The following is a 24,608-nucleotide window of genomic DNA, read 5'->3' as shown; positions in this document are numbered from 1 at the left end:
CACTCGATTAATGGGTGAACTCGAATTGCCCTTTTGGTGCCCCTTGCGACATCGCCCGGGGCCGACAACGCAGAAACCCTCTCAACCGAAGTTGAGAGGGTTTCTGGTGAATTGGTAGCGGGGGCAGGATTCGAACCTACGACCTCTGGGTTATGAGCCCAGCGAGCTACCGAGCTGCTCCACCCCGCGTCGGGTGATATTCAATTTCACCTCGCCGTGACTTCTCTGTTTTAACAGGCTGTCTCGGCGACAAGATGAAACTATACCCAGACGCAGGGGGGAACCCAAATCGCAAGGTCACTGGCGATTATTGGCCGCCGGTGAGGGACTGGTAGTTCTTCACTGCTTCGTCCAACTTATCTAGAGCTCGACCGTATTCCTCGTGAGATCCGGTGCGGGCCTTTTCGACGTCGCTCAGGGCCTGGTTGATCCTGGCGATTGCTTCACCCTCGGCACCCGTTCCGCTGGCTGGCGGGGTCGGAGTCGTCGTTGGCGTGCTGTCAGGCGTGGAGCCCTCCTCCGTGGTCGGTGGGGTCGGAGTGCTGCCGGAGTCACCGCCGTCGACAACTTCAATGTCCTGAGCGGCACTCGGATCGATGCCCACCTGAGACAGTGCCTCGGCGATGGTCGGCGCGTATCCTACGCGGCCCTTGTAGGAGACGAGCATGCGCAGGAGCTTCGGGAAGGCGGACTCTTGATCCTTACGCTGCGAGTAGATCGGCTCCGCGTAGAGGATCTCGCCGCCACCCACCGGCAAGGTCAGCAGGTTACCGAAGTGCAGGTCGTTGGTGTCCTGCCACAGGGCGCGGTCACGTGCGACCTGGTCGGAGGATTCCAGGGCATCCTGGGCCTGCTTGGGGCCCTGCTTCTGAGTGTTGGTCGGCAGCACGCGGACGGTGATGCGACCGTAGGTCTCCGGATCGGAGCTCACAGCCATGTGCGCGGCCAGGAACTGGCGGTTAAGGCCACGGAAGGGCGTGATGAGCTGGAAGCTGGACTTTTGGGTGTCCGGATCAGCAGCGACGACGTAGTACGGCGGCTGGTTAAGAGCCCGGCTGTTTTCGGCAGCGGTCGGGTCTTCCGGTACGGACCAGAAGGCGTCGTTGGTGAAGAAGACTCCGGGATCGTCGACGTGGTAGCGGGCGAGTAGTTCTCGCTGCACCTTGAACAGGTCCTCCGGGTAGCGCAGGTGCTCACGGAGCTCCGGGGTGATCTCACTTTCGGGCTTGACGGTGTCCGGGAAGATCCCCTGCCAGGCCTTGAGGACGGGGTCTTCGGTGTCGAACTCGTAGAGCTCGACGGTGCCGTCATAGGCATCGACCGTCGCCTTGACGGAGTTGCGGATGTAGCCAACGTTGTCAGAGATCAAACGCTGGTTGGTGCCCTGCGGGTTGAGCGCGTCGGTGGTGGTCTCCGTCAGGGAGGTCTGCTGAGAGTACGGCAGGCCGCTGAGCGTGGTGTAGCCGTCGACGATCCACTTCACGCGGCCATCAATCACCGCGGGGTAGGTCTTGGAATCGGTGGTCAGCCACGGGGCGACCTTTTCCACACGAGAGCGCGGGTCGCGCTCGAAGATCACCTTCGAGTCGCCGCTGACTCGGTCCGAGAGGAGGAAGTTCATCTCCTGGTAGCGCAGCGCGAAGGCGGTGCGATTGAACAGGTTGCCGATACCGACGCCGCCGGAACCGTCGTAGGTGAAGGTGCTGGTGTCGGTGTCGTACTCCACGGCCCCTTGACCGCTGTCGCCAACGATGGCGTAGTCGGCGTTGCCGGTGCCGGAAGCAATGACGGGACCGAAGTAGATGCGCGGCTGGTCAACCTTGATGCCCAGCTCCTCGGCGCTTTCCGCTTCTTCGCGGGCGGCGTTGGTCTGGAGGTCGGAGACGGTGAACACAGGGAAGCCACCACGGGTGGAGCCGGCGTCACGGGCGGCCTCGTCGACAGTGTTGGCCTGCGCGGCGATAAAGCCGTTGCCGTGGGTGTAGACGGTGTGGCGGTTGATCCAGTCCTGCTGGTTTTCGCGCAGCGAGTTCGGGTTGAGCTCGCGGGCAGCGACGACGAAGTCACGCATTTCACCGTCGACCTCGTAGCGGTCCACCGAGAGGTGATCCGGGAAGCCGTAGAAGTTACGCAGCTGCTCCATCTGGGTGAACGTCGGCGACAGGATCTCCGGATCGAGGAGTCGAATGTTTGAGATCGTGGCCACGTCAGCAGCGACAGCTTCGTCGCTGACCTCGGTGGATCCCCAGTTCTCCAGGTAGGTCACGTCGTCATCGGTGAGGCCGTAGGCCTGGCGGGTCGCCTCGATGTTGCGGGAGATGTACTCCGCTTCCTTGGCGGCACGGTTCGGCAGAACGGAGAAGCGCTCCATCAGCTGCGGCCATGCGAAGCCGATGGCGAAGGAGGACAGGAGCATGAGCACGACGGCAAGAGCCGGGATGCGCAGATCCTTGAGCACGATGGCGGAGAAGAATGCGAGCGCGACGAACACCGCGATGATCATGAGGATGATCTTGGCGGGCAGGACGGCGTGAATGTCCGTGTAGCCTGCGCCAGTGAAGGTGTCCTGGCGGAGGAAGAGGAGGTCGTAACGGTCGAGCCAGTAGGAAACGACCTGCAGCAGCATCCAGATGCCCGCGGTGACGGACAGTTGCACAAGGGCGGGGCGGGCCACATTGCCCTTGACACCCATGGCCTGGTTGCCGATCTTGATGCTTCCCAACAGGTAGTGCCCGATGAGGGCGACGAGGAAGGCAACGACAACAAGCATGGATAGCGTTTCCACGATGAGGCGAAGCGCCGGCAGCGAGAAGGCGTAGAAGCCAAGATCGAGTCCGAACTGCGGATCGTCGACGCCAAATGACTCACCGTTGAGGAACATCATCACTGTGCGCCAGGAACCTTGGCCGATGAATCCGGCCAACAGAGCGACGACGACCGGGATGCCGATTAGCAGCGCACGAACCGACTTGTCCAGGGCGCGCCGGTATTGGTGGACCGGTGAGTTGAGGTCCATGTGCTCGAGACTGTCCGGACGATTACGCCAGGTGAAGTAGCCTGTCAGCCAAGTGATAAAGCCGGCGATGAGGGCGAACACGAAGAAGAGGATGATGCGCACCACGATGACCTTGGTGAACACCCCTCGGAAATCGACTTCGCCGAACCAAAGCCAGTCGGTATAGAAGCCGACTGCCATCGGAGCCAGGACGAACAAGAGACCAACGATGCCGATGGTCCACGTCAACGCCTTTGGCGGTCGGCTCAGGGACGGGGAGGGTTGTGAAAGGCCGGTGGCCAAGTCCTTACTCCTAAATTGTTAATAAAACCTGCAGGTGTACTGTCCTAGCCTAGAGAAATTCCCCCCTTCGTGACTAAAAGGATGAACGATGAGTGCACCCGATTCCGCCACTCCGGCCCTCAATGCGGCAATGCTTGAGGCCGTCGATTTCGTGCATGCCGAAGGGTGGGATGCCCCGCCAACGCTGTTCGCGCTGGTCCCAACCGAGCTCTTAGCCGATCAGCTGGCAGACCCGGACGAGGCCTCTCCGCTGACCCTGGTGGTCCAGGACTTGCCCTCACATATCCTCCCCGGCTCCGACGAATTGGGCGACTACCTCTCGCGGTTGGCCTGGCCAGTGGAGGTGGAGGGGGTTATCTTGGCCCAGGAGATCTCGTTCCGCGATACTGCGGACGCCGACGAGGCAGCCGACGCCGCTCCCCGCCCCGCCCGGCTTTACTCCGGGGTGCTGCGGGCTGAAGGCGTGGAGCTGACACTGCTCCAAATGCGCCCCACTGAAGAGGAACTCGCCGAGGGGGATCCCTTCGCGGAAGACCGAATAAATTTGCGTGGTGGCCCAGGTGTGGCACCGGGTGTACTCATGGCCCTGCGATATGGCTTGGAACAGGACATGGAAGAGGTCGACTAGACTGGCCGGGACGTCTCTCGATCAGCCCTGAGGAGTATCCCCGTCGTGCGCCACTTCCCCACTGCCCGCCTTTCTGTTCTCGCCGCTTGCGTTGCGTTGAGTGCGGGGTTAGTCGCGTGTGGCAATAACAATGAAGAGGGCGATCCCACGCCCGCTCCCTCGGAGACGGCCTCGGCGACAACGTCGCAGTCGCAGCAGTCCGCTGAGACGACGACCACCTCGGCAGAGGTAGAGGATACGACGGCGTCGGCAAGCACGACGGCGAGTTCTTCGAAGAAGAACGGGCTGCCCAAGGACGTGGCGGAAGCCCAGAAACTCTTTGGCTCGCTGGCGCCGGCCTCACTGTTTGAGCATTTTGACTCGTGTAATCCGAGCGGGATCAATGACGCCTACGAGTGCTCGGGCACGGAGGTCGGCCAGTTTCAATTCTTTGATTCGCAGTCGAAGGCGGCGTCGACGACACAGCTGCTGACCGAACTGCGGAGCTCGCGGGTGGTGGAGGATACCGGCACTCGGGTCGTGGGTTGGTCGACGTTGGGAACGACGGCGGTGATCACGGTAGTGGACAATGATAAGGGCCTGGTCATGCAGCAGATGGTGTCTTCTGACCGGGAGGACCCGGAGAAGAAGATCTACGAGCTGGGTCTGGCGGAGCGCACCTCCTCAGCTCCGAAGGAACCGACGGAACCGACCGAAGACGCTTCCTAGGAGCAGGTAGCGACGTCGCGGCCGGCGGCGAAATCGGTCATCGCGGTGATGGCCTCGTCGAGGGTGGATACCTTGGCAATCACCATGTCACCGTGGTCGCGGCTCGTCGCTTCTGAGCAGTTCGCAGCGGGGGCCAAGAACAATTCGGCACCGTCCTCCTGGGCGGCTCGCACCTTGTGCACGATGCCGCCAATCGGCCCGACCGTACCGTCTTCGGAGATGGTGCCGGTACCGGCGACGTTGCGGCCGCCGTTGAGCTCACCGGGCGAGAGTTTGTCAATCACCGCCAGGGAGAAAATCATCCCGGCGCTGGGACCGCCGACGTCTTGCAGGTTGTAGGAGACATCGATGCCGTCGGTGGGTTCGGAGTTCATGAGGATGCCGAGCATTGGCACGGACGGGTCCTGGGGGGTTTCCCCCAGCGTCACCGTGACCGCCTCCGGCTGTCCATCGCGCAACAACTCTAGGTCTACCGAGTCGCCGGGTTTCTTCGCGCGCACCTTATCCTGCACCTGGCCGGGCTGATCAACGGTCTGGCCGTCTACGCCGGTAATGATATCCCCGCTGTCGAGCACTCCCACGGCCGCGGAATTTTCCACCGTGTCCGCCACGACGACCTGCACTGGTCGGCCCAAGTGATTCATGGCGGCTACCGTCGCGGAGGCCTCCGAGGAGCTAAACGCCTGCTTATTCGACTGCTCTACTTCTTCCTGGGTGAGGTCGGGCGGGAAGATCTGCTCAATGGGCACGAGGGTGTCATCGGTGGTCAGCCACCGGCCCATCGCCTGCGCCAGGGTCATGTTGGTGCGCACCGAGACGGTGGTCATCTGCAGTTGACCCGAGGTTGGGTCGACGGGTTCGCCGGAGCCATCGATCTCGACGACGGGGACGCCGTCGACGTCGCCAAGCGTGTCGAAGATGGGTCCCGGACCTTCCGCCGCATAGGGCACGGTCAGGGAGATCTGGGTGCCCGGAACGTGGTCCAGAGAGACCAGTGCGAGGAGGGCGAGCACCGGAATGGATCCCCAGGCGAGGGTGTGGAGGCGGCGGCGAGGACGGTTCACGGAGAGCCAGGGTACCTGTGTTCGCTGTCAGCGTTTCTACTACCATGGCCGTTTTCCGGTGGGCGCCGGTAGATTGGGGACATGAATACAGGCGGATTTGGCTTTAACTTTGGTAATTCTGACGATGAGGACGATGAGAAGCGGCGCCGCGAGCAGAATCCTTTTGAGGCGTTTGGCTTCGGCTCCCCCGGTGATGCCGGCGGGCAGGGCTCCGGCGGTCTAGGCGACATGCTTAACCAGTTCGGACAGATGCTCTCGGGCATGGGTTCCACGATGAACTCCCCCGAAAATTCTGAGGCAGTGAACTACAAGCTCGCTGAGCGCATTGCCAACCAGCAGATTGGCGCGCAGAAGCCGGTGCGCGAGCAGGATGCCAACGCGGTGCAGGAGGCTGTTCGCCTCGCTGACCTGTGGCTGGATAATTCCACCGACTTGCCAGCTTCGGGCGGTCGAGTCCTCGCGTGGAATGCGGAGGATTGGCTCACCCAGACCCTGCCGATGTGGAAGCGCCTGGTCACCCCCGTCGCCGAGCATATGAACGAAGCGCAGATTGAGTCCCTGCCGGAGCAGGCCCGCGAGATGGCCGGCCCCATGCTGCAGGTGATGAATTCCCTCTCCGGCATGAACTTCGGTATGCAGTTGGGAAATGCCCTCGGTGACTTGGCGTCCCAGGCGCTCACCGGCTCTGACTTCGGCCTGCCCGTCGCCCCGACGGACGTTACGGCGCTGCTGCCCGCGAACATTTCCTCCGCGGCCAAGGACCTGGATATTAAGCCTCAAGAGGTCATCGTCTACGTCGCGGCTCGGGAATCGGCCCGCCAGCGCCTGTACCGCCACGTGCCGTGGTTGGTCGAGCGCATCGTCGCCTCCGTCGAGGAATACGCGGCGGGGCTGGTGATTGACACTTCTCACATTGAGGAGGCGACCCGCGAGCTCAACATCGAGACCGGCGATCCGGCTGCCCTCCACGACGCCATGCAGCGCCTGCAGGGCAAGGACTTGTCTCCCCGCATCTCTTCCCGCAATGCTGCGGCGGCCTCCCGCCTGGAGACGCTTTTGGCACTGGTCGAGGGCTGGGTGGAGTACGTTGTCACCGATGCCTTGGCGGAGAGGATGCCTGCGACGGTGCCGATGACGGAAGCGTGGCGACGCCGCCGTGCGTCCGGCGGATCGGCGGAGCAGGCCTTCGCCAAGATCGTCGGCATCGAGCTCAATGCCCCGAAGATCACCGAAGCCGTGGAGCTGTGGCGCCGCGTTGACGTTGCCGTGGGCCAGGAACGTCGCGACAAGATTTGGGAGCATCCGGACTTCATGCCCCTGGCCGAGCACCTGGACAACTCCGCCGAGTTCATCGATGGCCTGCTCGATGAGGGCGGCGATGATGGCTTTGATGAAGAGTTTGCCAAACTGGAGGAAATGCTCCGCGGGGAAGTTGAGAAGGACGATCCCCAAGATCCTCAGGACCCCGACGGCAAGGACTCTTAAGCGGTCCCCGTCAACCGCTGGTACGCCTCAAGGTAGCCCTTGGCCCGCTCGGCCTTGGGCACTTTGTCTGCCCACACCCAAAACTCTGGCCCGTGGCCGGGGATGAAGGTGTGGGTTAATTCATGGACGATGACCGCATCCACCACGTAGCTGGGAACGTCCTTGAGCCGATCGCTGATGCGGATGTCCCCGGTAGAAGGGGTGCACGATCCCCAACGCCGTTGCTGGTTGGCCACCCAGCGGATCGATCCGACTGTCGCCCGACCCTCCAGCACGGAATTGTTGAGCGCCTCAGCCCGTGCCTGCAGGTCCTCATCTGAGGTGTGCGAGCTCGTGGTCTTGTGCCGCAGCCGGTCCACGATGCTAGCCACGGCCTTCTTTTCTTCCGCCGCGCTCATGCGGGCGGGGATTCGCACGATAATCTTCTGCCCCACCTGACGTGCCTGGACCGTGCGGGTGCGGCGGGCGGAGCGAATAACTTCGATCTCGGCGAACTCGGCGGACGCAGCGAACTCAGTGGGCATGACAGCGCATTGTATCTGTGGTCGAATGTGTGCGAGGGGGAAGGGTGATGCGGCATGTCCGAGCTGCGAGTGCGGCTGGCACCGGGGGCGCATGTGTTCCTGCGGGGGCAGAGGGCGGTTCAGTTTGGTCTTGATGCCACGCGCTCCGGGGTGGTGGAACTCGCCCAGGCGCCGCTGGTGGTGTCGGAATTGTTAAAGACTCGCAAACCGCACACGGTGGCCCAGGTGGTTCATCACTTGAGCACGCTGGGCTTATCGCTGGCCGCCGCCCGCAGCCTCGTCGATGATCTGTTGGCCTTCGAGATCCTCGTCCCGGTGCGGGCGGAATCTGTTGTCCTCTTAGGGCGCGGGGCGTTGGCGGTAACCACCTCCTCGCTACTCGAAGAGTCCGGGGTGCGGGTGCGCACGCCCGTGAGGGGCGAGTCGGAACTTTCTTACCTGGCAAAGACCGACGTCAGCGGTCCTGTCCTCGTGGTGGATCGCTTGGCGCATGCCCGGGTGATGGCGCCCGCCTTAGCGCGCTGTGCGCGCACGTGGGTGAGTGGGGCGATCGTCGATAAGCGGGGGGTGGTAGGTCCCGTGCGGGTAACAAGCCGCGGGGCGTGTCCGCTCTGCGTCGATCTGCACCGGACGGACCAGGATGAGTTTTGGCACCGCGTGGTCACGCAACTGCCGGGTGGGCCGGTGGCTCCGGACCCCGTGGTGGTGGCGGCGACGGCGGTGCGGTTGGCGGTGGTCACGCTCGATATGCTGCGCGGGCAGGCCCCGCCACCTGGCCAGACCTTCACTATTGATCCTTATGGGATGGACGAGGAGGCCGTGTGGGGCACCCACCCCCGCTGCCCGGTCTGTTTCTAGCGGAAGGAATCGAGCAGGGCGAGCAGGTCCGCGCCGAAGCGCTCGGCTTTGACGGGGCCGATGCCGGGGACCTCGAGCAGTTCGGGTTCGTCCTGCGGTGCTGCTTCGGCGACCGCCATGAGGGTGGCATCGGAGAAAATCAGGTAGGCGGGGACGTTGTTCTCGCGGGCGACTTCGGAGCGCCAGGCGCGCAGCGTCTCAAAGACGGCTTCGTCCGCGCCTGAGGGGCAGCCTTCGTGTCGGCCCAGCACCTTCTCCGCGGGTGTTGCCAGGGGCTGTCCGCACACCCGGCAGCGCTTGGGGCGAACGGTGCGCGCGGGGACCTTCTCGATCTCTAGCTCCGGCACGATTCCGTCAAGGAAGCGGGTGCGGCTGCGGGATTTGCGGCCGCCTTCTTGCCGCGCCAGCGCCCAGGACAGGTGCAAATGCTCCCGCGCGCGGGTAATGCCGACGTAGAACAGGCGACGTTCCTCCTCGACCTGGTGCTCGCCGGCCTTGATGGCGTGGCTAATGGGCAGCGTGTTTTCGACGAGTCCGACGAGGAATACGGCGTCCCATTCCAAGCCCTTCGCCGCGTGCAAGCTGGCCAGGGTGACGCCCTCGACGGTCGGCGGGTGCTTGGCCTCCGCGCGCTGGCGTAACGCCCCGAGCACCCCGGTGAGGTCGAGGTCCGGGGTCGCTCGGACGATCTCCTCGATGAGGTCGACGAGCGCGTGCAGCGACTGCCAGCGCTCCCGGGCCTGCGCACCTTCCGGTTCCGTCGGCGTGAGCCCCAGGGGTGCCAGTGCCGCGCGGGAGACGGCGACGGGATCGTCGGGGAGATCGGTGCGTTGGGTAGCGCGGACGAGCTCGCTGATGGCCTGGCGAACCTCGTTCCGGTTGAAAAAACCTTCGCCGCCGCGGACTTGGTAGACAATGCCGGCGTCGGCGAGCGCCTGCTCAAACGCCTGCGATTGGGCGTTGATGCGGTAGAGAACGGCGATTTCGCTGGCGGGCACGCCCTGGTTGAGCAGGCTGAGGATCTGCCCGGCGACCTCGCGGGCCTCGGTCGGTTCGTCGTCGTAGGCGTTGAAGGTGGGCTGCGGCCCCGGGGCCCGCATGCCGACCAATTCCAGGCGCGTGCCAGCCACCCGTCCGGTCGCCTTCGAAATGACAGTGTTAGCCATTCCCGTCACCTGCGGAGTGGAGCGGTAGTCCCGCTGCAGCTTGACGACGGTCGCGTTGTCATAGGTCCGCGAGAAGTCCAACAGGTAGTTGGGCGTCGCGCCGGTGAAGGAATAGATGGTCTGGTTGGCGTCCCCGACGACGGTGAGGTCATCGCGCTCCCCCAACCAGGCCTGGAGCACCCGTTGTTGCAAGGGTGTGACGTCCTGGTACTCGTCGACGACGAAGGTGCGATACTGCTCACGGAATTCCTCGGCCACGCCGGGGGCGTTTTCCAAGGCGGCGGCGACGTGGAGGAGCAGGTCATCGAAGTCGAGGAGGATGCCGTCTTCGGTTAACTTGGATGCCTCGTAGCGCCGGTAGACCTCGGCAACTTTCTCCGCCGGGACGGGCGGGGTGCGATCGGAGTTAGCCGTGGATTCGACGTACTGGTCCGCACTGATGAGGGTGGCTTTCGCCCACTCGATCTCGCTGAGGAGGTCGCGGACGTTCTCCTTCGAGGATTCCACGCCGACGGAGCGCGCGGCCCGGCCCACCAGGGGAAACTTGTTATCCAGTAGCTTCCAGGGCAGGGAGCCGGCGACTTGCGGCCAGAAGTAGGACAATTGTCGGCGGGCGGCGGCGTGGAAGGTGCGCGCCTGGACCCCGCCGATACCCATGAGGCCAAGGCGATGACGCATCTCCCCGGCCGCCCGGGAAGTAAACGTCACCGCTAGCACGCGGTTGGGGCTGACAAATCCCTGGTCGATGAGGTGTGCAATGCGGTAGGTAATAGTACGGGTTTTTCCGGTCCCGGCACCAGCGAGGATGCACACGGGGCCGCGGGGGGCGGTGGCGGCGACCCGTTGGTCATCATCAAGTTCGTGCAGGTCGATCATGAGTCCCTCCAATCGCTAATCATCGCGTGCGCAATGGAACCCGGTGGGGCCAGGGGCAGATCAGCGAGTTCCTCGCGGCTGACCCAGCGCGTTTCGATGATCTCACCATCGGTCCCACCGACCGCCTCCCGATCGGAGGTGATCGCCGTGAACCCCACCATGAGCGAACCACTGATCGCCCAGGGCTGGCTCCCCCAGTAAGTCACGTCCGTAACTCGGCGACCCACCTCCTCCCACACCTCACGGGCGAAGGCCTCCTCCAGGTTTTCCCCGGCGTCGACGTATCCGGCGATGAGGGAGAAGTAGCTACCCCGCGCGGCGTTGCGGCCCAGTAGAATCCGCTCTGCGCCCGCCAGGTGCACGAGGCCAATCACCGCCGGGTTTACTCGGGGAAACAGTGGCCGCCCGGAGGCACCAGCGGCGCGGATGCCCTCGTCATCGAAAGTCAGCGGACTGCCGTCGACGGGATCGAAAGAGTAGCCGTCACGGTGGCGCAACAACGCAATGGCCCGCGATACCTCCCGATCATGGCCGAAGAAGCGGGCGTCGCGGACGCGCTCGCCGTAGGCGGAGACGTCCGCGACGCGGACGGCCCACCGCCCACCGCCGAGGTGGACGGCCGGACCTGCGGGTGAGGGGGGCGTCGATAAGCGAACCGCACGGTCGGCGGCATCGACCGGGACGTGCCCGGTCGGGTCGACGGGAAGGTAGTCCCTCACGGACGCTTCACGTCCTCCCCAGTCACGCGACGAATGTAGAGCAGGCGATCGCCCGGCTCCACGGTCTCAGCCTCGGGGGAATCGATACGGTAAAGCTCGCCAGAGCGAACCAGGCCGAGCACGATGTCCGCAAGGTGGCGGGGGTTCGCGCCGACCTCGTCCTCGCCGACGGGGCGCTCCGCCACGGAGAAGCCTTCGTCGGGGCTGAGCAGGTCTTCCATCATCTCCACCACGGTCGGCGTCACGGTGGCCAAGCCAAGGAGGCGGCCGGCGGTCTCCGAGGAAATGACCACCGAGTCCGCGCCCGATTGCTCGAGGAGGTGTTGGTTCTCGGATTCGCGCACGCTGGCGACGATCATTGCCGAGGGGGCGATCTCGCGGACTGACAGGGTGACCAGCACGGCAGTGTCGTCGGAGTTAGGAGCCACGACGACGGCCCGGGCGCGAGTGACCCCGGCGATCTTGAGCACTTCCGCCTTGGTTCCATTGCCCGACACGGTGACCAAACCCTGGTGCTCGGCGCGCGCCAACGAGGCCTTGTCCGTATCAATGACCACGATCTGGCTGGCCGGAACGCCGTCGGCCAGGAGCGCGGACACGGCGGAGCGGCCTTTCGTGCCGTAGCCAATGACGATGGTGTGGTTACGCACGGTTCTCCTCCAACGTTGGATCTGCAGGGTCTTGCGGGAATTCTCCGTCAGCACCGATAGGGTCGTGCCGACCAGGAGGATAACGAAGGCAATGCGGATCGGGGTAATGATGATGATGTTGATCAAACGCGCCGACTGCGTCACCGGCGTGATGTCGCCGTAGCCCGTCGTCGACAGCGAGACAGCCGAATAGTAAAAGGCATCGATGAATGTCAGGCTCTCCGAGTATCCTCCGCGATCGACGTAGACAATACCGGCCACCAAAAACAGCAGCGCGAAGGCGTAGAGAATGCGCCGCCCGATGAGCAGCCAGGGGCTGGCCGCGACCTCGCCGGGGATGTTGATGATTCCCAGCAAAGTATGGTCGGGCATCTTGCTCAGCTCAGCGTCACCGCTGAACCTGTCCCGAATCCGATCTCGCATGCCTACTCCTTGCTTGAATCTGCATCTACCGCGCTAACCCTAGTCGTTTCCACCGGTCGATGAATCCAACAGCGCTTCCAGCCTGGCCCGATCGGGTAGGTCGCGCGGCTCGAAGGTCTCGCCGGTGGCAACGTAGTGGAACGCCGCCCGGATCGGCTCCGCCGTCCCGATGATGCGCGCCCACGCCTCCCGATACACCGCCAACTGGATGACGGCGGCCTGCCGGTCCTCCCCCGTCGGCTTGCGGCCAGTCTTCCAATCCACGATCATCCACCCCGTCGGGTCATCGGGGTCGCGGAACACGGCATCCATCCGACCGCGCACCACCGTATCGCCGATGCTCACTTCGAAGGGCTGTTCCACCTGCTCAGGCGTCCGCTCCGCCCACTCGCTGCGGTCGAAGGCCGCCTTAAGGTCATCCAGTTCCGCCGGGTCGAGCGTATCCTCGTCGATGCCCGGCAGCTGGTCTTCATCCAACAGGGCCGTTGCCCCGAATCGGTCCTCCAACCACTGGTGGAAGGCCGTTCCGCGCTTGGCAAAGCTGTTCGGCTTGAACGGCACCGGCCGACGCTGGCGCTTGGCAAACTGCTGTGCATCCGCCCGCAATGCCACCAGGTCAGAGGCCGTCAGCTCGCCCGGCAACTCCACGTCCACGGTCGGGGCCCGCAGCGCTTCCTGCTCCTCGATGAGCGCGGTGGTCTCCTGCTCCCAAAAATCGAAGGTCTCGCCCGGGGTCACGGCTGGCGGCGCTGCCATCGCTGCCCGCACCAACTCCGCCCCGGCTATGGCGTTGGCCTCGGCGTGCATGTAGGGGAAGGTCCCGGTTTCCGCCGGTTCCGGCTCTTGCTTATCGACGTCCGCGTCCCCCACCTCCCAGGCCAGCACCTCAATGCCATGTGCCAGACCTTCCGGGCCCTTCAGGCCTTTCAGGCCTTCCAAGTGTTCATAGGGGCCCGGCCGCTGCCCGTTGGGGGAAGCGGTGACGATGAGGTTTTCTTCCGCGCGGGTGAGTGCCACGTAAAACAGGCGAGCATTCTCCTCGGCTAGCTCCGACTTCTTTTCCTCCCGGTATTCCTCGTAGATTTTTGAAAATTGGGAACGGTTCTCAGCCTCGGTGGTATCCACCTCCGCGTCGGGGATGCGTGCGGACTGGGTGAGGAAGGTCTCGGTGTTGCCCCGATAGGTGTTCTTGTCGGCGTGTAGGACGCTGACGGTGTGCCACTCCAGGCCTTTGGCCTTGTGAACGGTCATGATTTGCACGCGATCTTCCTTGACCACGGCATCCCCTGGAGCCAATCCGTCCTCATGCTCGCGGGCCAATTCGAAGTAGTCGAGCAGGCCGGCCAGGCTGTCTCCCGGGTAGGACGCCACCGAGTCGAGGAAGGCATCTAAGTGCACGGATCCCACCGAGTTCGGGCGCGCCAATACCTCCGTCCGGATGCCAAAGACGTCGATGATATCGCTAAACAGATCGGGCAGCGACTTAGGCAGGCTGTATTTCCGCAGCGTGCGCAGTCTGCTGCTCAGAGCTTCCAGGCAGCGCACGCCCTCGGCGGAGTAGCGGGATCGCTCTCCCAGATCGGCCACCGCGTCGGTGAGCCCGGCGATCTGCTCCGGTGGGTCCGCCAGGATCGCGTCGACCTGGGCGCGCAGGCGATCCTCCGGGGGAAGGTCCTCCCCCAGGTGCGGTCTGCGTTGATCCTTATCGGCTCCCGCGGTGAGGTTGCGCGCGCGATCGCGCAGGGCAACGAGGTCCGCCAAGCCAAGCCCCACGCTGGGGCCCGCGAGGATCCGCAAGGCCGCCGGAGTGTTCTGTGGGCGGATGAGCATGGTGGCGATGGCTACCAGATCTGCAATTTCGGGCAATGAGAGCAACCCGCCGAGCCCGAAAATCTCATAGGGCACGCCGCGGTTTTCCAGGGCCCGGGCGATTGCGGCAGTGTGTTTGTTCTTGCGCACGAGCACCGCAGCGGTGAACTTCTCTCCCTGGGTGTGCAGATACTGCTCTTGCAGCAGGTCGGCGACGGCGTTGACCTCGTCCTCGGCGGTGGCGAAGTAACCCAGGGCGACCCGCCCCTTCGGCGCTCCGTCGCGGGGTGTCAGCTCCTCGACGGGCCGATCTGGGCCTACTCCCAGCAGTTCGTTACTGACGTGGTTGGCCAAGCGCAGCACCTCGGCGGGGTTTCGCCAGGAAGTCGTCAACTGGCGTTTTGGGGCGGGCTGGCCGGTGATGGGATCCAGGGGGAAATCGTTGACAAACTCCTTGAGGTTCTCCGAGGTTGCGCCCCGCCAGCCGTAGATCGCCTGCATGGGATCGCCGACGGCGGTGACCGTGACGTCGGTTTGCCCGCCAAAGAGGCTGGTCAGCAGCACTCGCTGGGAATGGGAGGTGTCCTGATACTCGTCCAACATGACGACCTTGAAGCGGCGGCGCTGGGACTCGCCCACTGACAGGTGGGTCGACGCCAGGCGTGCGGCCACCGACATCTGTTCATTGAAGGTGGTCACGCCGAGGCTGGCGAGCTCCTCCTGGAGTTGCCGCACCAAGGGGAATTGGTCGATGCGCTCGCGCTGCGCCTTGATCCACTTCTGCTGGTCTTTGGTGAAGTAGTCATCCGGCTTTTTGCCGTAGGGCGGCAGAGACTCCAATTCCTTGATGAAGGCGAGGGATTCGTCGATGACCTCCTCCGGGGTGGCGAGGCTATTGCCCATGTCCGTGATGAGCTTGAGCAGCCTTTCAGTCACTGTCCCCGCCTGGCCGGTCGCTGAATGCTGGCCGCGATAATCCTTCACCACCTGGTAGGCGATGCCGTGCAGCTCAGCGGCGGTGATCATGCGGCTGGCGGGCTCCACCGGCACGAGGAGCCCATACTCACGCACCAGCTGGGCGGCGTAGGCATCGTAGGTGGCAACGGTCGGGGTGAGGTTGACCAGGTCATCGGCGAGAGTGCCGCTGGGGTCGAGGTCACGGACCTTAGGAGTTTCCGCCAAGGTCTGCAGCCGCCCCCGAATACGCGCGCTGAGCTCCTGGGCGGCCTTGCGGGTAAACGTCAGTCCGAGAATCTGGTCCGGGGTGACAATCTGGTTCGCGATCAACCAAACGACCCGCGCGGCCATCGTCTCCGTCTTGCCCGCTCCGGCGCCCGCCACGACGAGCAACGGCCCCGGGTCCGCACCGATGATCGCGGACTGCTGCTTCGTCGGCCGATGTTTCTGCCCTAAGACCCCGGAAAGAAGTTCCGGGCTGATTGCATTAGGCATCGATGGTCAGCTTCCCTTCGTTTCGGACCGGGCAAATAGCGTGGATCTGGCAAGAGGAACAATGCTCATTGACCCGGGCGGTGAGCAGCGGCCCGGTCATCTCGTCTACCAGCGGCGGAAGCAGGGCGGCGAACTCTTCCAGTTCCTCCTCGGTGCGGGCGGCCTGTTCCAGGTCGGTGATCTTTACCGTATCGGTCCCGGGATAGAGCAGGACCCCGGACGCGACCTGCAGGGCGTCGGCTGGGGTGGGTGCGTCGACTACGTGTCCGTCCACCAGCGCCCCCTTGCCCAGGGCAAGCTCATAAGCCAGGAGCTGGGCATGCTCGGCCAGCTTCTTCTTCGTGATCGCGGTGCGCGCCGTCTTCAGGTCCACGACCTTGTAGCCGCCGTTCTTTTCTTGGCTCAACAAGTCCATGCGCCCGGCGACGCGTACGCCCGCCACCGCCTCGACGTCGAGAGGCACCTCAACCCCGACCAGGTCATGGGCCACCTGGTGCGCCTCCAGCCATCGCCGGGTGCGCTCGAGGAGCCGGGTGAAGTCCTCCGCCGCGGTGTCCTTTCGCCATTCCGGGTCATCGAGGATCTCGGCGAACCCCGACTCGACCATCTTCTGGGCTACCTCCGGGTCGACTCCCCGGCCCAGGGCCTCCAAGTAGTAGTGAGCCAGGTTGCCGCGGGTGAGCGCAATGGGAGATTCTTCCTCCTCCCACAGCTTGCCGACGACCTCCCGCAGCGGGCATGTGAGAAGTCCTTCAATGCGGGAGGGGGACAGCGCCCGGACGCGCGGCAGCGCCGAGCTGGTCGAAGGCTCCGTGGTGGTCCACCACTGATCTGGGTCAGCCCCGGGCACCCCGACCTGCGCCAATCGGGCGAGTTGACGGGCGGCCTGCTGGCGGACATCGCTCCGGGCGTGTGGATCGCACACCGACCGCCGTAATTCCGCGAGGAGGGCGGACGTCGACAGCAGGCGCACGCGCAGGGGTTCATAGTCCTGGCCGGTGTCCCTCGGGTCGCTGGCGTAGCGCCGCGCTTGCATCCCATGAGCCGAGCAGAACTCGGCGACGAAGCGCGAGGGCTCGGTAACGTCGTCGGCGTCCGGCGCGTAGATGGCTGTGAGCAGCAAAGAATGGGTTGCGCGGCTGGTGGCAACGTGGAAGAGCCGGCGCTCTTCCTTGAGCCGATCGGGGGTGTGGGAGATGGGGAGGTTGGGGTCGACGTCGGCATCGAGAAGCTCGACAAGTTCCTCCTGGTCAAACAGAGAACCGGTCTCACCCAGCGAGGGCCACGCTCCCTCCTGCGCCCCGGCGACAACGACCGTGTGCCACTGGCTGCCCACGGTGCCATGCGCGGTGAGCAACGCGACGGCGTCGGGCACGGCGGATCGCCGATCGCGGACACCGGTAGGCAGTTCCTGCTCGGTGATCGTGGCGAGGAAGCCGTGCAGGCTTCCGGTTGGGCGACGCTCGGCATAGTCACCGGCGGCGTCGAAAAGCGACATCACCGCATCCAAATCTCGATCGGCCTGCGAACCCGTGACTCCGCCGCGCAAAGAGGCGGCGAGGAGGTGATCGGCCAAGCCGGTGGCGTACCACACGGACCACAAGACCTCCTCCACGCTGCCGTGGGAATCGAGCACGCCGCGGCCGGCGTCGAGCACCCGCCGGATGCGCAGGAGGATGTGCTGTTCACGCTCGGTGAGCAGGTCGCCGAAGTCCGGGAGCACGGCCTCCGGGGTGAGAAGGTCCGCGAGGGTGACTCGGCCGCGTTTCTCCGGGTCGAAACGGCGCAGGCCACGGATGAGGCGGCGCAAGGTGACGGGGTCGGCCCCACCAATGGGGCCGAGGATGAGATCCTCCAGCTCAGAAGGGCTGAGCGGCTCCGTCAGCGCCCGGATGCCGAGCAAAAGATTGGCGACGATCCGCTGCTCCGCCAACACCACATCGGTCGGGTTGAGATGCACCGGCACCCCCGCCCCGAGGAGGGCGCGCCGGACGGTCGCGATCTGACCGGTCGAGCGGACAATGACGGCCATCTCCGACCACGGGACGCCTTCGAGCAGGTGAGCACGGCGCAAGGTATCCGCGATGAGATCGTGCTGGGTGGTGCGGGTATCAACGATGACAACGTCGCGGTGCGGGATGCGCCTGCTCTCCCCCAGGTCGAGCTCATGTTCCGCCGGGAAATCCTCGAGGAAATCCGGGGAAGCACCGCGGAAGTGGAAGACAGACTGTTCCGGGTCGCCACCGACGACGGTGAGCTCGGTGCCGGGAATGAGCTTGCTCAACAGCGTGGCGGAGGTGGGGTCAAGGTGCTGCGCATCATCGATGATGAGGGTGTGCCAGCGCGGCGTCACACCCTTCTCCAATGCCGCTCCCACCAGCTCGGAGGCACTGTAGCTGGTGTAACTCGAAGCTGCCGACAGCGCCTGAGTCTGCTCATACTCCCGCAGGAAATCCCCGGCCCCTACCCACATGGGGCGGCCATGCTGCGCGCCCAACGCCTCCAAGCGCTCCGGAGACAGACCCCGCTCCGCCGAGCGCAAGAGGAAATCACGCAACTGACGGGCAAAGCCGACAAAGGTCAGTGCGGGGCGAATTTCGCCCGGCCACTTCCCCCGACCGTCCTCTGCCTGGCCGTGCAGTAACTCGCGGATCACGGAGTCTTGCTCAGCGCCCGTGATCAGGCGAATGGGATCCTCCGAGGCCTCCCGCAGCAGGGCAAAAGCCAGGGAATGTACCGAGCGAACGAGCGGGGCTTCGGAGGCGAAGTCGGTTCCAGCCAAGCGATCATTGAGCTCGCGGCGAATCCGGGCGCCCGATTCTTTGGAGGCAGCAACGACGAGAACACCGGAGGGGTCCACCCCCGGAGTATTCAGGCGCGCCACGACCGTATCGATGAGCAGACTGGTGACCCCGGAACCGGCCTGGCCCGTGACCCGCCACGTACCCGCGGCGGGTAAGTCGAAAGGCCAGTCGCGGTCCGGCACATTTCTTTGGCGAGGAACCAACCGGACCTTCGGGTCCACGGCATACATCGGGTCAGGTGTCGACATGCCTTATAGTTTGTCAGCCAGCTTCAACATGAGAACATCCTCCACCCGTCGAATATGGGAACGAGCGTTCGATGTCGCGTCGGGGTGCAGGTCATTGAGGTGGCGTCGATAAGCAACTGCCCGCAGGAGCAGCTGATCGATGTCGGGGATATGCCGGAAACGGTCGACGACGGCGTCGTCGACGGCTCCGGCGATGAGCCCATCAACCATGACCACGGCGGCGGTGTATCCGTGGGGACGAAGCGCGCCGAAGGGTACGAGATCCGTGATCGCCGGGGGCTGCGTGCCGCGATAGATCGTGGTGGCCAACAGATCAGCGTGCCCGACCTGCAACGGGACGGTGAGCGGGCGGTATTCCTCGGCCGTCTCTTCCCACGCACGGCGATCCGCAAGGACAAACGGGTCCTCCACCTCAGGCTCGGGCGGCGGCGTTTGCCCCGCCAGGGCATCCGCCAGCCGGAGGGCCACCCCGACCGTTTCATCAACCCGCCGGGCCAACTCCCCATCAATCCGGGTGGAGGCGTTCCACCCAGCCACCACAAAGCGGCCATCGGTGGAACGAATCGGACGCGCAATGCGAACGCCCTCCACCTGGAGAGTTGTGCGCAGCTTCGCCGACCACCCGGTGGACACCCGACCGGAACGGGCATAGACGGTCGAACCGATCCGCCACCCGTGGTCCCACGCGTGCCCGGCGCGCTCGGGTCGCCCCTCCTTTCCCTGGAAAGCGGAAATGACGTGGGTAGGGACCACCGCCGCGTGCTCCCCAGTCACAGGACCGCCGGCCTTGGGTAGGGCCAGGGGTTAAAGACGCAGGTATCGGAATTATCCGGGTAGACCTCGTCCGGGTTGAAGCTGTGGAGCTCACGGTTATTCAGGCTCAACGTCTGTTGCATCATGATCGGGGCCAGTTCACCATTACTGCCACAGGCCTCGTGTGCGGCGTAGCCGATGCCGTGGCCGACCTCGTGATTGAGCAGATACTGGCGGTAGGAGCCGAGGTCGCCGTTATACGTCGTCGCGCCCCGCACCCAGCGGGACTCATTGATCACCACGTGGCTCACCTCATCGAGTTTGATGTGACAGCTGGTTTCCATTTCGAGGTCGCTGCCGCACATGGCGTGCGTAGTGTCCACGCTGGTCAACTGGATACGCATGTCCGGCTCTTGGTCGGCGGCGACGTGTTCGAAGCGGAACCGGGGATCATTGGTCCAACCCTTGGGGTTAGACAACGTGGCGTCCACCAGGGCGGACAAGGCATCATCGCCGCCGGAACCAGCGGTGTCCACCCCGTTTTCCACCTCGACGACGTAGGTGATCGTCAGCTCGGTTCCCTGTCCTGCCCTCATGCCGGGGGTGCCCACCACGCGGTAGGTCCGATCGCCCCGCTCCGCATAAGGTCCCCCGGGTGGGAGCTCGGTGGGTGGCAGAGCCTGGGCGGGGAAATCGGCCGGGTTGGGACCGGAGTTGCCCGGCGAATGCGTGGAACCGGAACTCACGGTCGGAGTCATCTCCCCGTTGGCCGTGATCTCACCTTCGGAAGGGGCGGTAAACACGTCAACGAGGACCCAGATGGTGATGACGACGAGAACGGGAATGGCGTAGGCGCGCCAACCCAGCTCGCGAGCCAAGCTCACGAACAGGGATTCACGGGAACGCTTCGCCATGGATGACTAAGCTCCGGCGAAACCGACGGAGCGATGGGTCGTGGTGCCGACCTCGACATAAGCGATTCGGCTGACGTTGATGATGTATGCACGATCCTTGGAATCCACCAGATGCAAGGTGCCGGCGTCGCCGTTGAGGGCCTCGTAGACCTGGGTGACCACCGCATCCTGGTCCGAATCGAGGTTGATCACTAGTTCGCGGGGAGAATCTGCAAAGCCGATCTTGATATCCATGCGGTCCATCATAGACGGGAGGCCGTAGTATCTAAGGTGTGTCTGCATCAAACTCCTCTCCGACCTTCGCCGAGCTCGGCGTGGCCGCAGAGATCTGCGAGGCGCTGGCCTCCCACGGGATCACCCATACCTTCGCTATCCAGGAGCTGACGCTTCCGCTGGCTCTCGATGGGGTTGATCTCATCGGCCAAGCCCGCACCGGCATGGGCAAGACCCTGGGGTTCGGCGTGCCGCTGCTAGACCGGGTCTTCGATTCGGCCGACGTGAAGGAACTCGACGGCACTCCCCGGGCGCTCGTCATCGTTCCGACCAGGGAGCTCGCGGTCCAGGTCGGCGAGGACTTGGAGCGCACAGCCGCCAAGTTGCCAGTCCGACTGGTCACCATCTACGGCGGTCGCCCTTACGAGGAGCAAATCTCGGCCCTCGAGGCTGGCGTGGATGTGGTCGTGGGTACCCCGGGTCGACTCATTGACCTCTACAACCGCGGGGAATTGCACCTTGACCAGGTGGCCGTGCTGGTGCTGGATGAGGCCGACGAAATGCTCGACTTGGGCTTCCTGCCCGACATTGAGAAGATCCTGCGGGCTTTGACCCATGAGCACCAGACGATGCTGTTTTCGGCAACCATGCCGGGGCCCATCATCACCCTGGCCCGCAGCTTCCTCACCAAGCCCGTGCACATCCGTGCGGAGGAGGTCGGTTCGGCGCAGACCCACTCGACCACCCGACAGGTGGTGTTCCAGGCTCACCGCATGGACAAGGCCGCCGTCACCGCCCGCATCGTGCAGGCGACCGGGCGCGGCAAGACCATCATCTTCGCACGCACCAAGCGGACGGCCGCGGAAGTGGCAGAACAGCTGGCGGAGCGCGGTTTCGCCGTCGGCGCCGTCCACGGTGACATGGGCCAGCCGGCTCGCGAGAAGTCTCTCAACGCCTTCCGCCAGGGGACTATCGACCTGTTGGTGGCGACCGATGTCGCCGCCCGCGGCATCGACATCGACGACGTCACCCACGTCATCAACTACCAAACCCCGGATGACCCGATGACGTATGTCCACCGCATCGGCCGCACCGGCCGTGCCGGGCATTCCGGCACCGCGGTCACCCTCGTCGGCTATGACGAGCTGCCGAAGTGGCAGGCCATCAATGACGAGCTCGGATTGGAAACGCCGGAACCCCCGCAGTGGTTTTCCACCTCTCCCGAACTTCTTGAGGCTTTGGATATTCCCGAGGGCACGAGCGAAACCGTCGGGCCACCACGCAAGGTGCTCGGTGGCGGCGCTGCTACTCGCCCCGCCCGACCTAATCGGACCCCAAACCGCGGCGGAAGGCCTCGCCGTCGATGAGCGCTCCCCTGCGTCGAACACGCGGAGACCTCATCGCTACCGGCGCCATCACGGCTGTGTGCTTGTTGGCCGTGGCTGGCGTGTGGGCCACGGCGCCCATCCGTTCCTCTCACCTCTCCCCCGCCGTCACCGAGTACGTGGCCCCAGATACTCGCACCACAGTCCCGGAGCAGCTCTCCCTCGATTGGGCCCGTCCGGATCAGCCACTGCCAGGTTCGCGGCAGCCCCTAGTGGTGGGTGGTTTGGTCATCACCGTCGATGACCAAGCGGTCGTTGCTGTCGATCCCGGTGGCGACGAAGTCTGGCGCTACGAACGTGATCTCGATGTCTGCGCCGTGGCCGCAGCCTGGGGAGACGTGGTGATCACCTATCGTTCTAACGCAGGATGCGGGGATGTCGTATCGCTCACGGCCTCAACGGGTCAGTACGACGACACGCGGAGCTCCCCAGCCCCCGATGAGGTCGTCGGAATTTCGTCCAACGATCGGGTGGGCACTGTCTCCGCCCAGCGGCTCGAACTGTGGCGCTCCGACCTGGTTCGTACCATCGAGTACGGCGAGGTTGAAGGTATCCAGGAGCCCAACCTCCAGCCCAATCCGGGTTGCACCATCACTTCGGCCCTCACCCGGACCGAACTGCTGGCGGTCACTGACGTCTGTGACGGTAAGCCCTGGCTGCGCCTGCTCAAGGCCACACCGGAGGAATCCCGCAAGCCCGAGATCCTCCACGAGATGGAACTGGACTCGCCCGGCGCCCGCGTCATCGCGATCGCCCAGGAGGCCGCCGCAGTCTACGTGCCGGGCGAAACGCCCCACCTCGTCGGCGTCAACGAGGAAGGCAAAGAGATCTGGCGCCGAGACGTCGCCAGATCCCCGCTTCTCGACGCCGCCGGCAGCACCGCCGCCTTCGCCCCGGTCGTGGCGGACTTGCCGCACCACATGACGTGGTTCGATGGCGAGCGGCTTTACCTGCTGCACCCTTCCACCCTGGAGATCTCCCATGTCATCGACGGGGCCCTGGGTCCGGGAGCCGCTGTCGGCGATCGCCTCCTCGTCCCCGTCGCCGACGGCATCGCCGTCTACGACTGGGACGCGGGAAAAATAGATAAAACCATCCCGGTGGACCGTGAAACGGTCGACGGAATGGTGTCGCTGAATGTGGCGGGAGACGCGATCGTCGAAAAGCGAGGCGGCAGCCTCGTCGGACTGACCTAGCGACCGTAAGAGGCCGCCGCCCATTCCACGGACTGGCGGTTAAACAGGCAAGCTAGCGCCGCGATCGCGGAGACGGCGGAGAGTGCCCCGGCGAGCGCCGCACCCTCCGAGAACATGTAATAGGAGATGGGCAGGAGAATCAGCTCCCACATCGCCACCGGGCCGCGGCCCCACTTGCGGCCGCGCATCATGGAGATCGCGGCGGCAATGATCGCCCCGAAAATGATGAGCAGGTAAATCGCGGTGCCAGTACCGACCCAGCCGATGTTGCTGTTCTCGCTAATCAAAGAGGTCTGCTCGGCATCAGTGACGTCCCGATAGATAAGGAATGCCGCGAAACACAGCACCAGAATGGACTGTGCAATGGCGATCACGCCTCCCCAGCGAAGAGGGGCGGGAGGGAGGGGGCGCTTGTTCTGGTTCGTCACGGTGTCTGAGTCTATAGGCCCGGGGACGGCCTAGGGTACGCATGGGTGAGCTCTGGGGAGCCTCCCTCAGCGGGCCGAGGGGGCTGGCTGACCGATCCGATTCCTGAGAATTTGACGTTTCCAGGAGAAAAGTGCTTCGGCAAACATTATTATTTACGCAGGTCAGAAGAGTTGTTGCAACGACCTCAAATCCTTGCAAGTACCCCCTCGCCGAGTTAACAACATGCCTAACCCTGTGACGTCTCGCACAATTTGGGGTTTACCCCTAGCGCACGTACCGTTCACGTGTCATTATTCCTGGGTAGCAAAAACAGCCGACACCTTAACCGGCCATTAACCCTGACACACCACGGGGTTAAGGCCACGTGAACCGAGGCGGAGTCTGAGTTGACTCAGAGCCCGACACCGTGGCTAGCGCAAGATTTTTTGACCGCCTCCAGGCGGTCTATTCATGGTGTGCGCTGAAAACGTTTAACTAACTTTTGAAGGAGAATTTCCCATGGATTGGCGCCACGAAGCAGTCTGCCGCGACGAAGACCCCGAGCTCTTCTTCCCCGTCGGCAACTCCGGACCTGCACTTACCCAGATCGCTAAGGCAAAGGTTGTCTGCAACCGTTGCCCCGTTACCTCCATGTGCCTGAAGTGGGCCCTCGAAACCGGCCAGGACGCCGGCGTCTGGGGCGGCATGTCCGAGGACGAGCGCCGCGCACTTAAGCGTCGCAAGAACCGCGGACGCGGCCGCGCCCGCGTCGCGGTCTAACACCCGCTTCGCACACCCGCAACCGGCCTGCCCCATAAACCTGAGCCAGGCCAATTTTCTCGCGACGAGCCCCTACCGCTACAGTTGACTAAAAGTTGACATCCAACCACCAAGGAGAATCACATGAGCAAGCGTGGTCGTAAGCGTAAGGACCGCCGCAAGAAGGGCGCTAACCACGGTAAGCGCCCCAACTCCTAAACTAGGACGTTAAACGGCGAAAAGACCGTCCACCCCGATGAGGGATGGA

At 64.2% G+C, this 24,608-nt stretch carries 20 protein-coding genes and 1 tRNA gene; 8 read left to right on the top strand and 13 right to left on the bottom strand.

Annotated features, from left to right (window positions below; translation table 11 throughout):
• Positions 1-112 precede the first annotated feature (112 nt).
• Both CATRI_RS03175 and CATRI_RS03170 read right to left on the bottom strand, forming a co-directional pair.
• A tRNA-Met gene (locus CATRI_RS03175) sits at positions 113-189 on the bottom strand.
• Between the two features lie 118 nt (positions 190-307).
• Positions 308-3,298, bottom strand: coding sequence for a UPF0182 family protein (locus tag CATRI_RS03170; protein ID WP_290219654.1), 2,991 nt, complete (start codon positions 3,296-3,298; stop codon positions 308-310).
• A gap of 88 nt (positions 3,299-3,386) precedes the next feature.
• Between CATRI_RS03170 and CATRI_RS03165 the strand changes: the two genes are divergently transcribed.
• Both CATRI_RS03165 and CATRI_RS03160 read left to right on the top strand, forming a co-directional pair.
• Positions 3,387-3,926, top strand: coding sequence for a PPA1309 family protein (locus CATRI_RS03165; RefSeq protein ID WP_290219652.1), 540 nt, complete (start codon positions 3,387-3,389; stop codon positions 3,924-3,926).
• A gap of 27 nt (positions 3,927-3,953) precedes the next feature.
• Positions 3,954-4,634 carry a hypothetical protein gene (locus tag CATRI_RS03160; protein WP_435384189.1) on the top strand — a complete coding sequence of 227 codons (681 nt, stop codon included), beginning with the start codon at positions 3,954-3,956 and terminating at the stop codon, positions 4,632-4,634.
• Here CATRI_RS03160 and CATRI_RS03155 read toward each other — a convergent pair.
• A complete protein-coding gene (locus tag CATRI_RS03155) occupies positions 4,631-5,698 on the bottom strand; it encodes a YlbL family protein (RefSeq protein WP_290219648.1) in 1,068 nt (355 codons plus the stop codon). The two genes, CATRI_RS03160 and CATRI_RS03155, sit on opposite strands and share 4 nt — an antisense overlap.
• Before the next feature lie 81 nt (positions 5,699-5,779).
• On the opposite strand from CATRI_RS03155, the gene CATRI_RS03150 reads away from it, so the two are divergent.
• Positions 5,780-7,183 (top strand): zinc-dependent metalloprotease, encoded by a 1,404-nt coding sequence (locus CATRI_RS03150; RefSeq protein WP_290219647.1) that lies wholly within the window; start codon positions 5,780-5,782, stop codon positions 7,181-7,183.
• Here CATRI_RS03150 and CATRI_RS03145 read toward each other — a convergent pair.
• A complete protein-coding gene (locus CATRI_RS03145) occupies positions 7,180-7,707 on the bottom strand; it encodes a M48 metallopeptidase family protein (protein ID WP_290219645.1) in 528 nt (175 codons plus the stop codon). The two genes, CATRI_RS03150 and CATRI_RS03145, sit on opposite strands and share 4 nt — an antisense overlap.
• A 54-nt stretch (positions 7,708-7,761) precedes the next feature.
• Here CATRI_RS03145 and CATRI_RS03140 point away from each other — a divergent pair, with 54 nt between their 5' ends.
• Positions 7,762-8,565: a hypothetical protein gene (locus CATRI_RS03140; protein WP_290219643.1), complete on the top strand. Its 804-nt coding sequence runs from the start codon at positions 7,762-7,764 to the stop codon at positions 8,563-8,565.
• Here CATRI_RS03140 and CATRI_RS03135 read toward each other — a convergent pair.
• The 8 genes from CATRI_RS03135 to CATRI_RS03100 are packed head-to-tail and all read right to left on the bottom strand — an operon-like array spanning position 8,562 to position 20,613.
• Positions 8,562-10,607 carry an ATP-dependent DNA helicase UvrD2 gene (locus tag CATRI_RS03135; protein ID WP_290219641.1) on the bottom strand — a complete coding sequence of 682 codons (2,046 nt, stop codon included), beginning with the start codon at positions 10,605-10,607 and terminating at the stop codon, positions 8,562-8,564. The genes CATRI_RS03140 and CATRI_RS03135 overlap by 4 nt on opposite strands.
• On the bottom strand, positions 10,604-11,326 hold the full coding sequence (locus CATRI_RS03130; protein WP_290219639.1) for an NAD(+) diphosphatase: 723 nt from the start codon (positions 11,324-11,326) through the stop codon (positions 10,604-10,606). The genes CATRI_RS03135 and CATRI_RS03130 overlap by 4 nt, the downstream gene beginning before the upstream one ends.
• Complete coding sequence (locus CATRI_RS03125) at positions 11,323-12,399, bottom strand: potassium channel family protein (RefSeq protein ID WP_290219638.1); 1,077 nt, start codon at positions 12,397-12,399, stop codon at positions 11,323-11,325. The genes CATRI_RS03130 and CATRI_RS03125 overlap by 4 nt, the downstream gene beginning before the upstream one ends.
• Positions 12,400-12,438: 39 nt before the next feature.
• Positions 12,439-15,660: an ATP-dependent helicase gene (locus CATRI_RS03120; RefSeq protein ID WP_290219636.1), complete on the bottom strand. Its 3,222-nt coding sequence runs from the start codon at positions 15,658-15,660 to the stop codon at positions 12,439-12,441.
• Complete coding sequence (locus CATRI_RS03115) at positions 15,653-18,712, bottom strand: ATP-dependent DNA helicase (RefSeq protein ID WP_290219634.1); 3,060 nt, start codon at positions 18,710-18,712, stop codon at positions 15,653-15,655. Before CATRI_RS03115 ends, CATRI_RS03120 begins: the two co-directional genes overlap by 8 nt.
• A 3-nt stretch (positions 18,713-18,715) precedes the next feature.
• A complete protein-coding gene (locus CATRI_RS03110; RefSeq protein WP_290219632.1) occupies positions 18,716-19,486 on the bottom strand; it encodes a TIGR02569 family protein in 771 nt (256 codons plus the stop codon).
• Positions 19,483-20,379, bottom strand: a complete 897-nt coding sequence (locus CATRI_RS03105; RefSeq protein ID WP_290219630.1) for a DUF3152 domain-containing protein — start codon at positions 20,377-20,379, stop codon at positions 19,483-19,485. Before CATRI_RS03105 ends, CATRI_RS03110 begins: the two co-directional genes overlap by 4 nt.
• A gap of 6 nt (positions 20,380-20,385) precedes the next feature.
• Positions 20,386-20,613, bottom strand: coding sequence for a DUF3107 domain-containing protein (locus CATRI_RS03100; RefSeq protein WP_290219628.1), 228 nt, complete (start codon positions 20,611-20,613; stop codon positions 20,386-20,388).
• A 38-nt stretch (positions 20,614-20,651) separates the two neighbouring features.
• On the opposite strand from CATRI_RS03100, the gene CATRI_RS03095 reads away from it, so the two are divergent.
• Together CATRI_RS03095 and CATRI_RS03090 are read left to right on the top strand one after the other, a co-directional pair.
• Positions 20,652-21,959 (top strand): DEAD/DEAH box helicase, encoded by a 1,308-nt coding sequence (locus CATRI_RS03095; protein ID WP_290219626.1) that lies wholly within the window; start codon positions 20,652-20,654, stop codon positions 21,957-21,959.
• Positions 21,956-23,173, top strand: coding sequence for an Rv3212 family protein (locus CATRI_RS03090; RefSeq protein WP_290219625.1), 1,218 nt, complete (start codon positions 21,956-21,958; stop codon positions 23,171-23,173). The genes CATRI_RS03095 and CATRI_RS03090 overlap by 4 nt, the downstream gene beginning before the upstream one ends.
• On the opposite strand, the gene CATRI_RS03085 is transcribed toward CATRI_RS03090, so the two are convergent.
• Positions 23,170-23,601 carry a hypothetical protein gene (locus CATRI_RS03085; protein WP_290219623.1) on the bottom strand — a complete coding sequence of 144 codons (432 nt, stop codon included), beginning with the start codon at positions 23,599-23,601 and terminating at the stop codon, positions 23,170-23,172. The genes CATRI_RS03090 and CATRI_RS03085 overlap by 4 nt on opposite strands.
• Before the next feature lie 499 nt (positions 23,602-24,100).
• Here CATRI_RS03085 and CATRI_RS03080 point away from each other — a divergent pair, with 499 nt between their 5' ends.
• A complete protein-coding gene (locus CATRI_RS03080) occupies positions 24,101-24,361 on the top strand; it encodes a WhiB family transcriptional regulator (RefSeq protein WP_047252515.1) in 261 nt (86 codons plus the stop codon).
• Positions 24,362-24,484: 123 nt separating this feature from the next.
• The gene (locus tag CATRI_RS13620) at positions 24,485-24,559 is read left to right on the top strand and encodes a 50S ribosomal protein bL37 (RefSeq protein ID WP_096877815.1); all 75 of its coding nucleotides are present in this window, start codon (positions 24,485-24,487) and stop codon (positions 24,557-24,559) included.
• The last annotated feature ends 49 nt before the right edge of the window (positions 24,560-24,608 follow it).

It is taken from the genome of Corynebacterium atrinae (genome assembly GCF_030408455.1).
Classification (GTDB): Bacteria; Actinomycetota; Actinomycetes; order Mycobacteriales; family Mycobacteriaceae; genus Corynebacterium; species Corynebacterium atrinae.
The sequence above is the reverse complement of the archived record's forward strand: the minus strand, read 5'-3'. Positions and strand labels throughout refer to the sequence as shown.

Coding starts and splice junctions, on each gene's coding strand:
- CATRI_RS03165 (WP_290219652.1), top strand. CDS start 3,387: ATGAGTGCACCCGATTCCGCCACTCCGGCCCTCAATGCGGCAATGCTT.
- CATRI_RS03150 (WP_290219647.1), top strand. CDS start 5,780: ATGAATACAGGCGGATTTGGCTTTAACTTTGGTAATTCTGACGATGAG.
- CATRI_RS03145 (WP_290219645.1), bottom strand. CDS start 7,707: ATGCCCACTGAGTTCGCTGCGTCCGCCGAGTTCGCCGAGATCGAAGTT.
- CATRI_RS03140 (WP_290219643.1), top strand. CDS start 7,762: ATGTCCGAGCTGCGAGTGCGGCTGGCACCGGGGGCGCATGTGTTCCTG.
- CATRI_RS03135 (WP_290219641.1), bottom strand. CDS start 10,607: ATGATCGACCTGCACGAACTTGATGATGACCAACGGGTCGCCGCCACC.
- CATRI_RS03125 (WP_290219638.1), bottom strand. CDS start 12,399: ATGCGAGATCGGATTCGGGACAGGTTCAGCGGTGACGCTGAGCTGAGC.
- CATRI_RS03120 (WP_290219636.1), bottom strand. CDS start 15,660: ATGCCTAATGCAATCAGCCCGGAACTTCTTTCCGGGGTCTTAGGGCAG.
- CATRI_RS03115 (WP_290219634.1), bottom strand. CDS start 18,712: ATGTCGACACCTGACCCGATGTATGCCGTGGACCCGAAGGTCCGGTTG.
- CATRI_RS03105 (WP_290219630.1), bottom strand. CDS start 20,379: ATGGCGAAGCGTTCCCGTGAATCCCTGTTCGTGAGCTTGGCTCGCGAG.
- CATRI_RS03100 (WP_290219628.1), bottom strand. CDS start 20,613: ATGGATATCAAGATCGGCTTTGCAGATTCTCCCCGCGAACTAGTGATC.
- CATRI_RS03090 (WP_290219625.1), top strand. CDS start 21,956: ATGAGCGCTCCCCTGCGTCGAACACGCGGAGACCTCATCGCTACCGGC.
- CATRI_RS03080 (WP_047252515.1), top strand. CDS start 24,101: ATGGATTGGCGCCACGAAGCAGTCTGCCGCGACGAAGACCCCGAGCTC.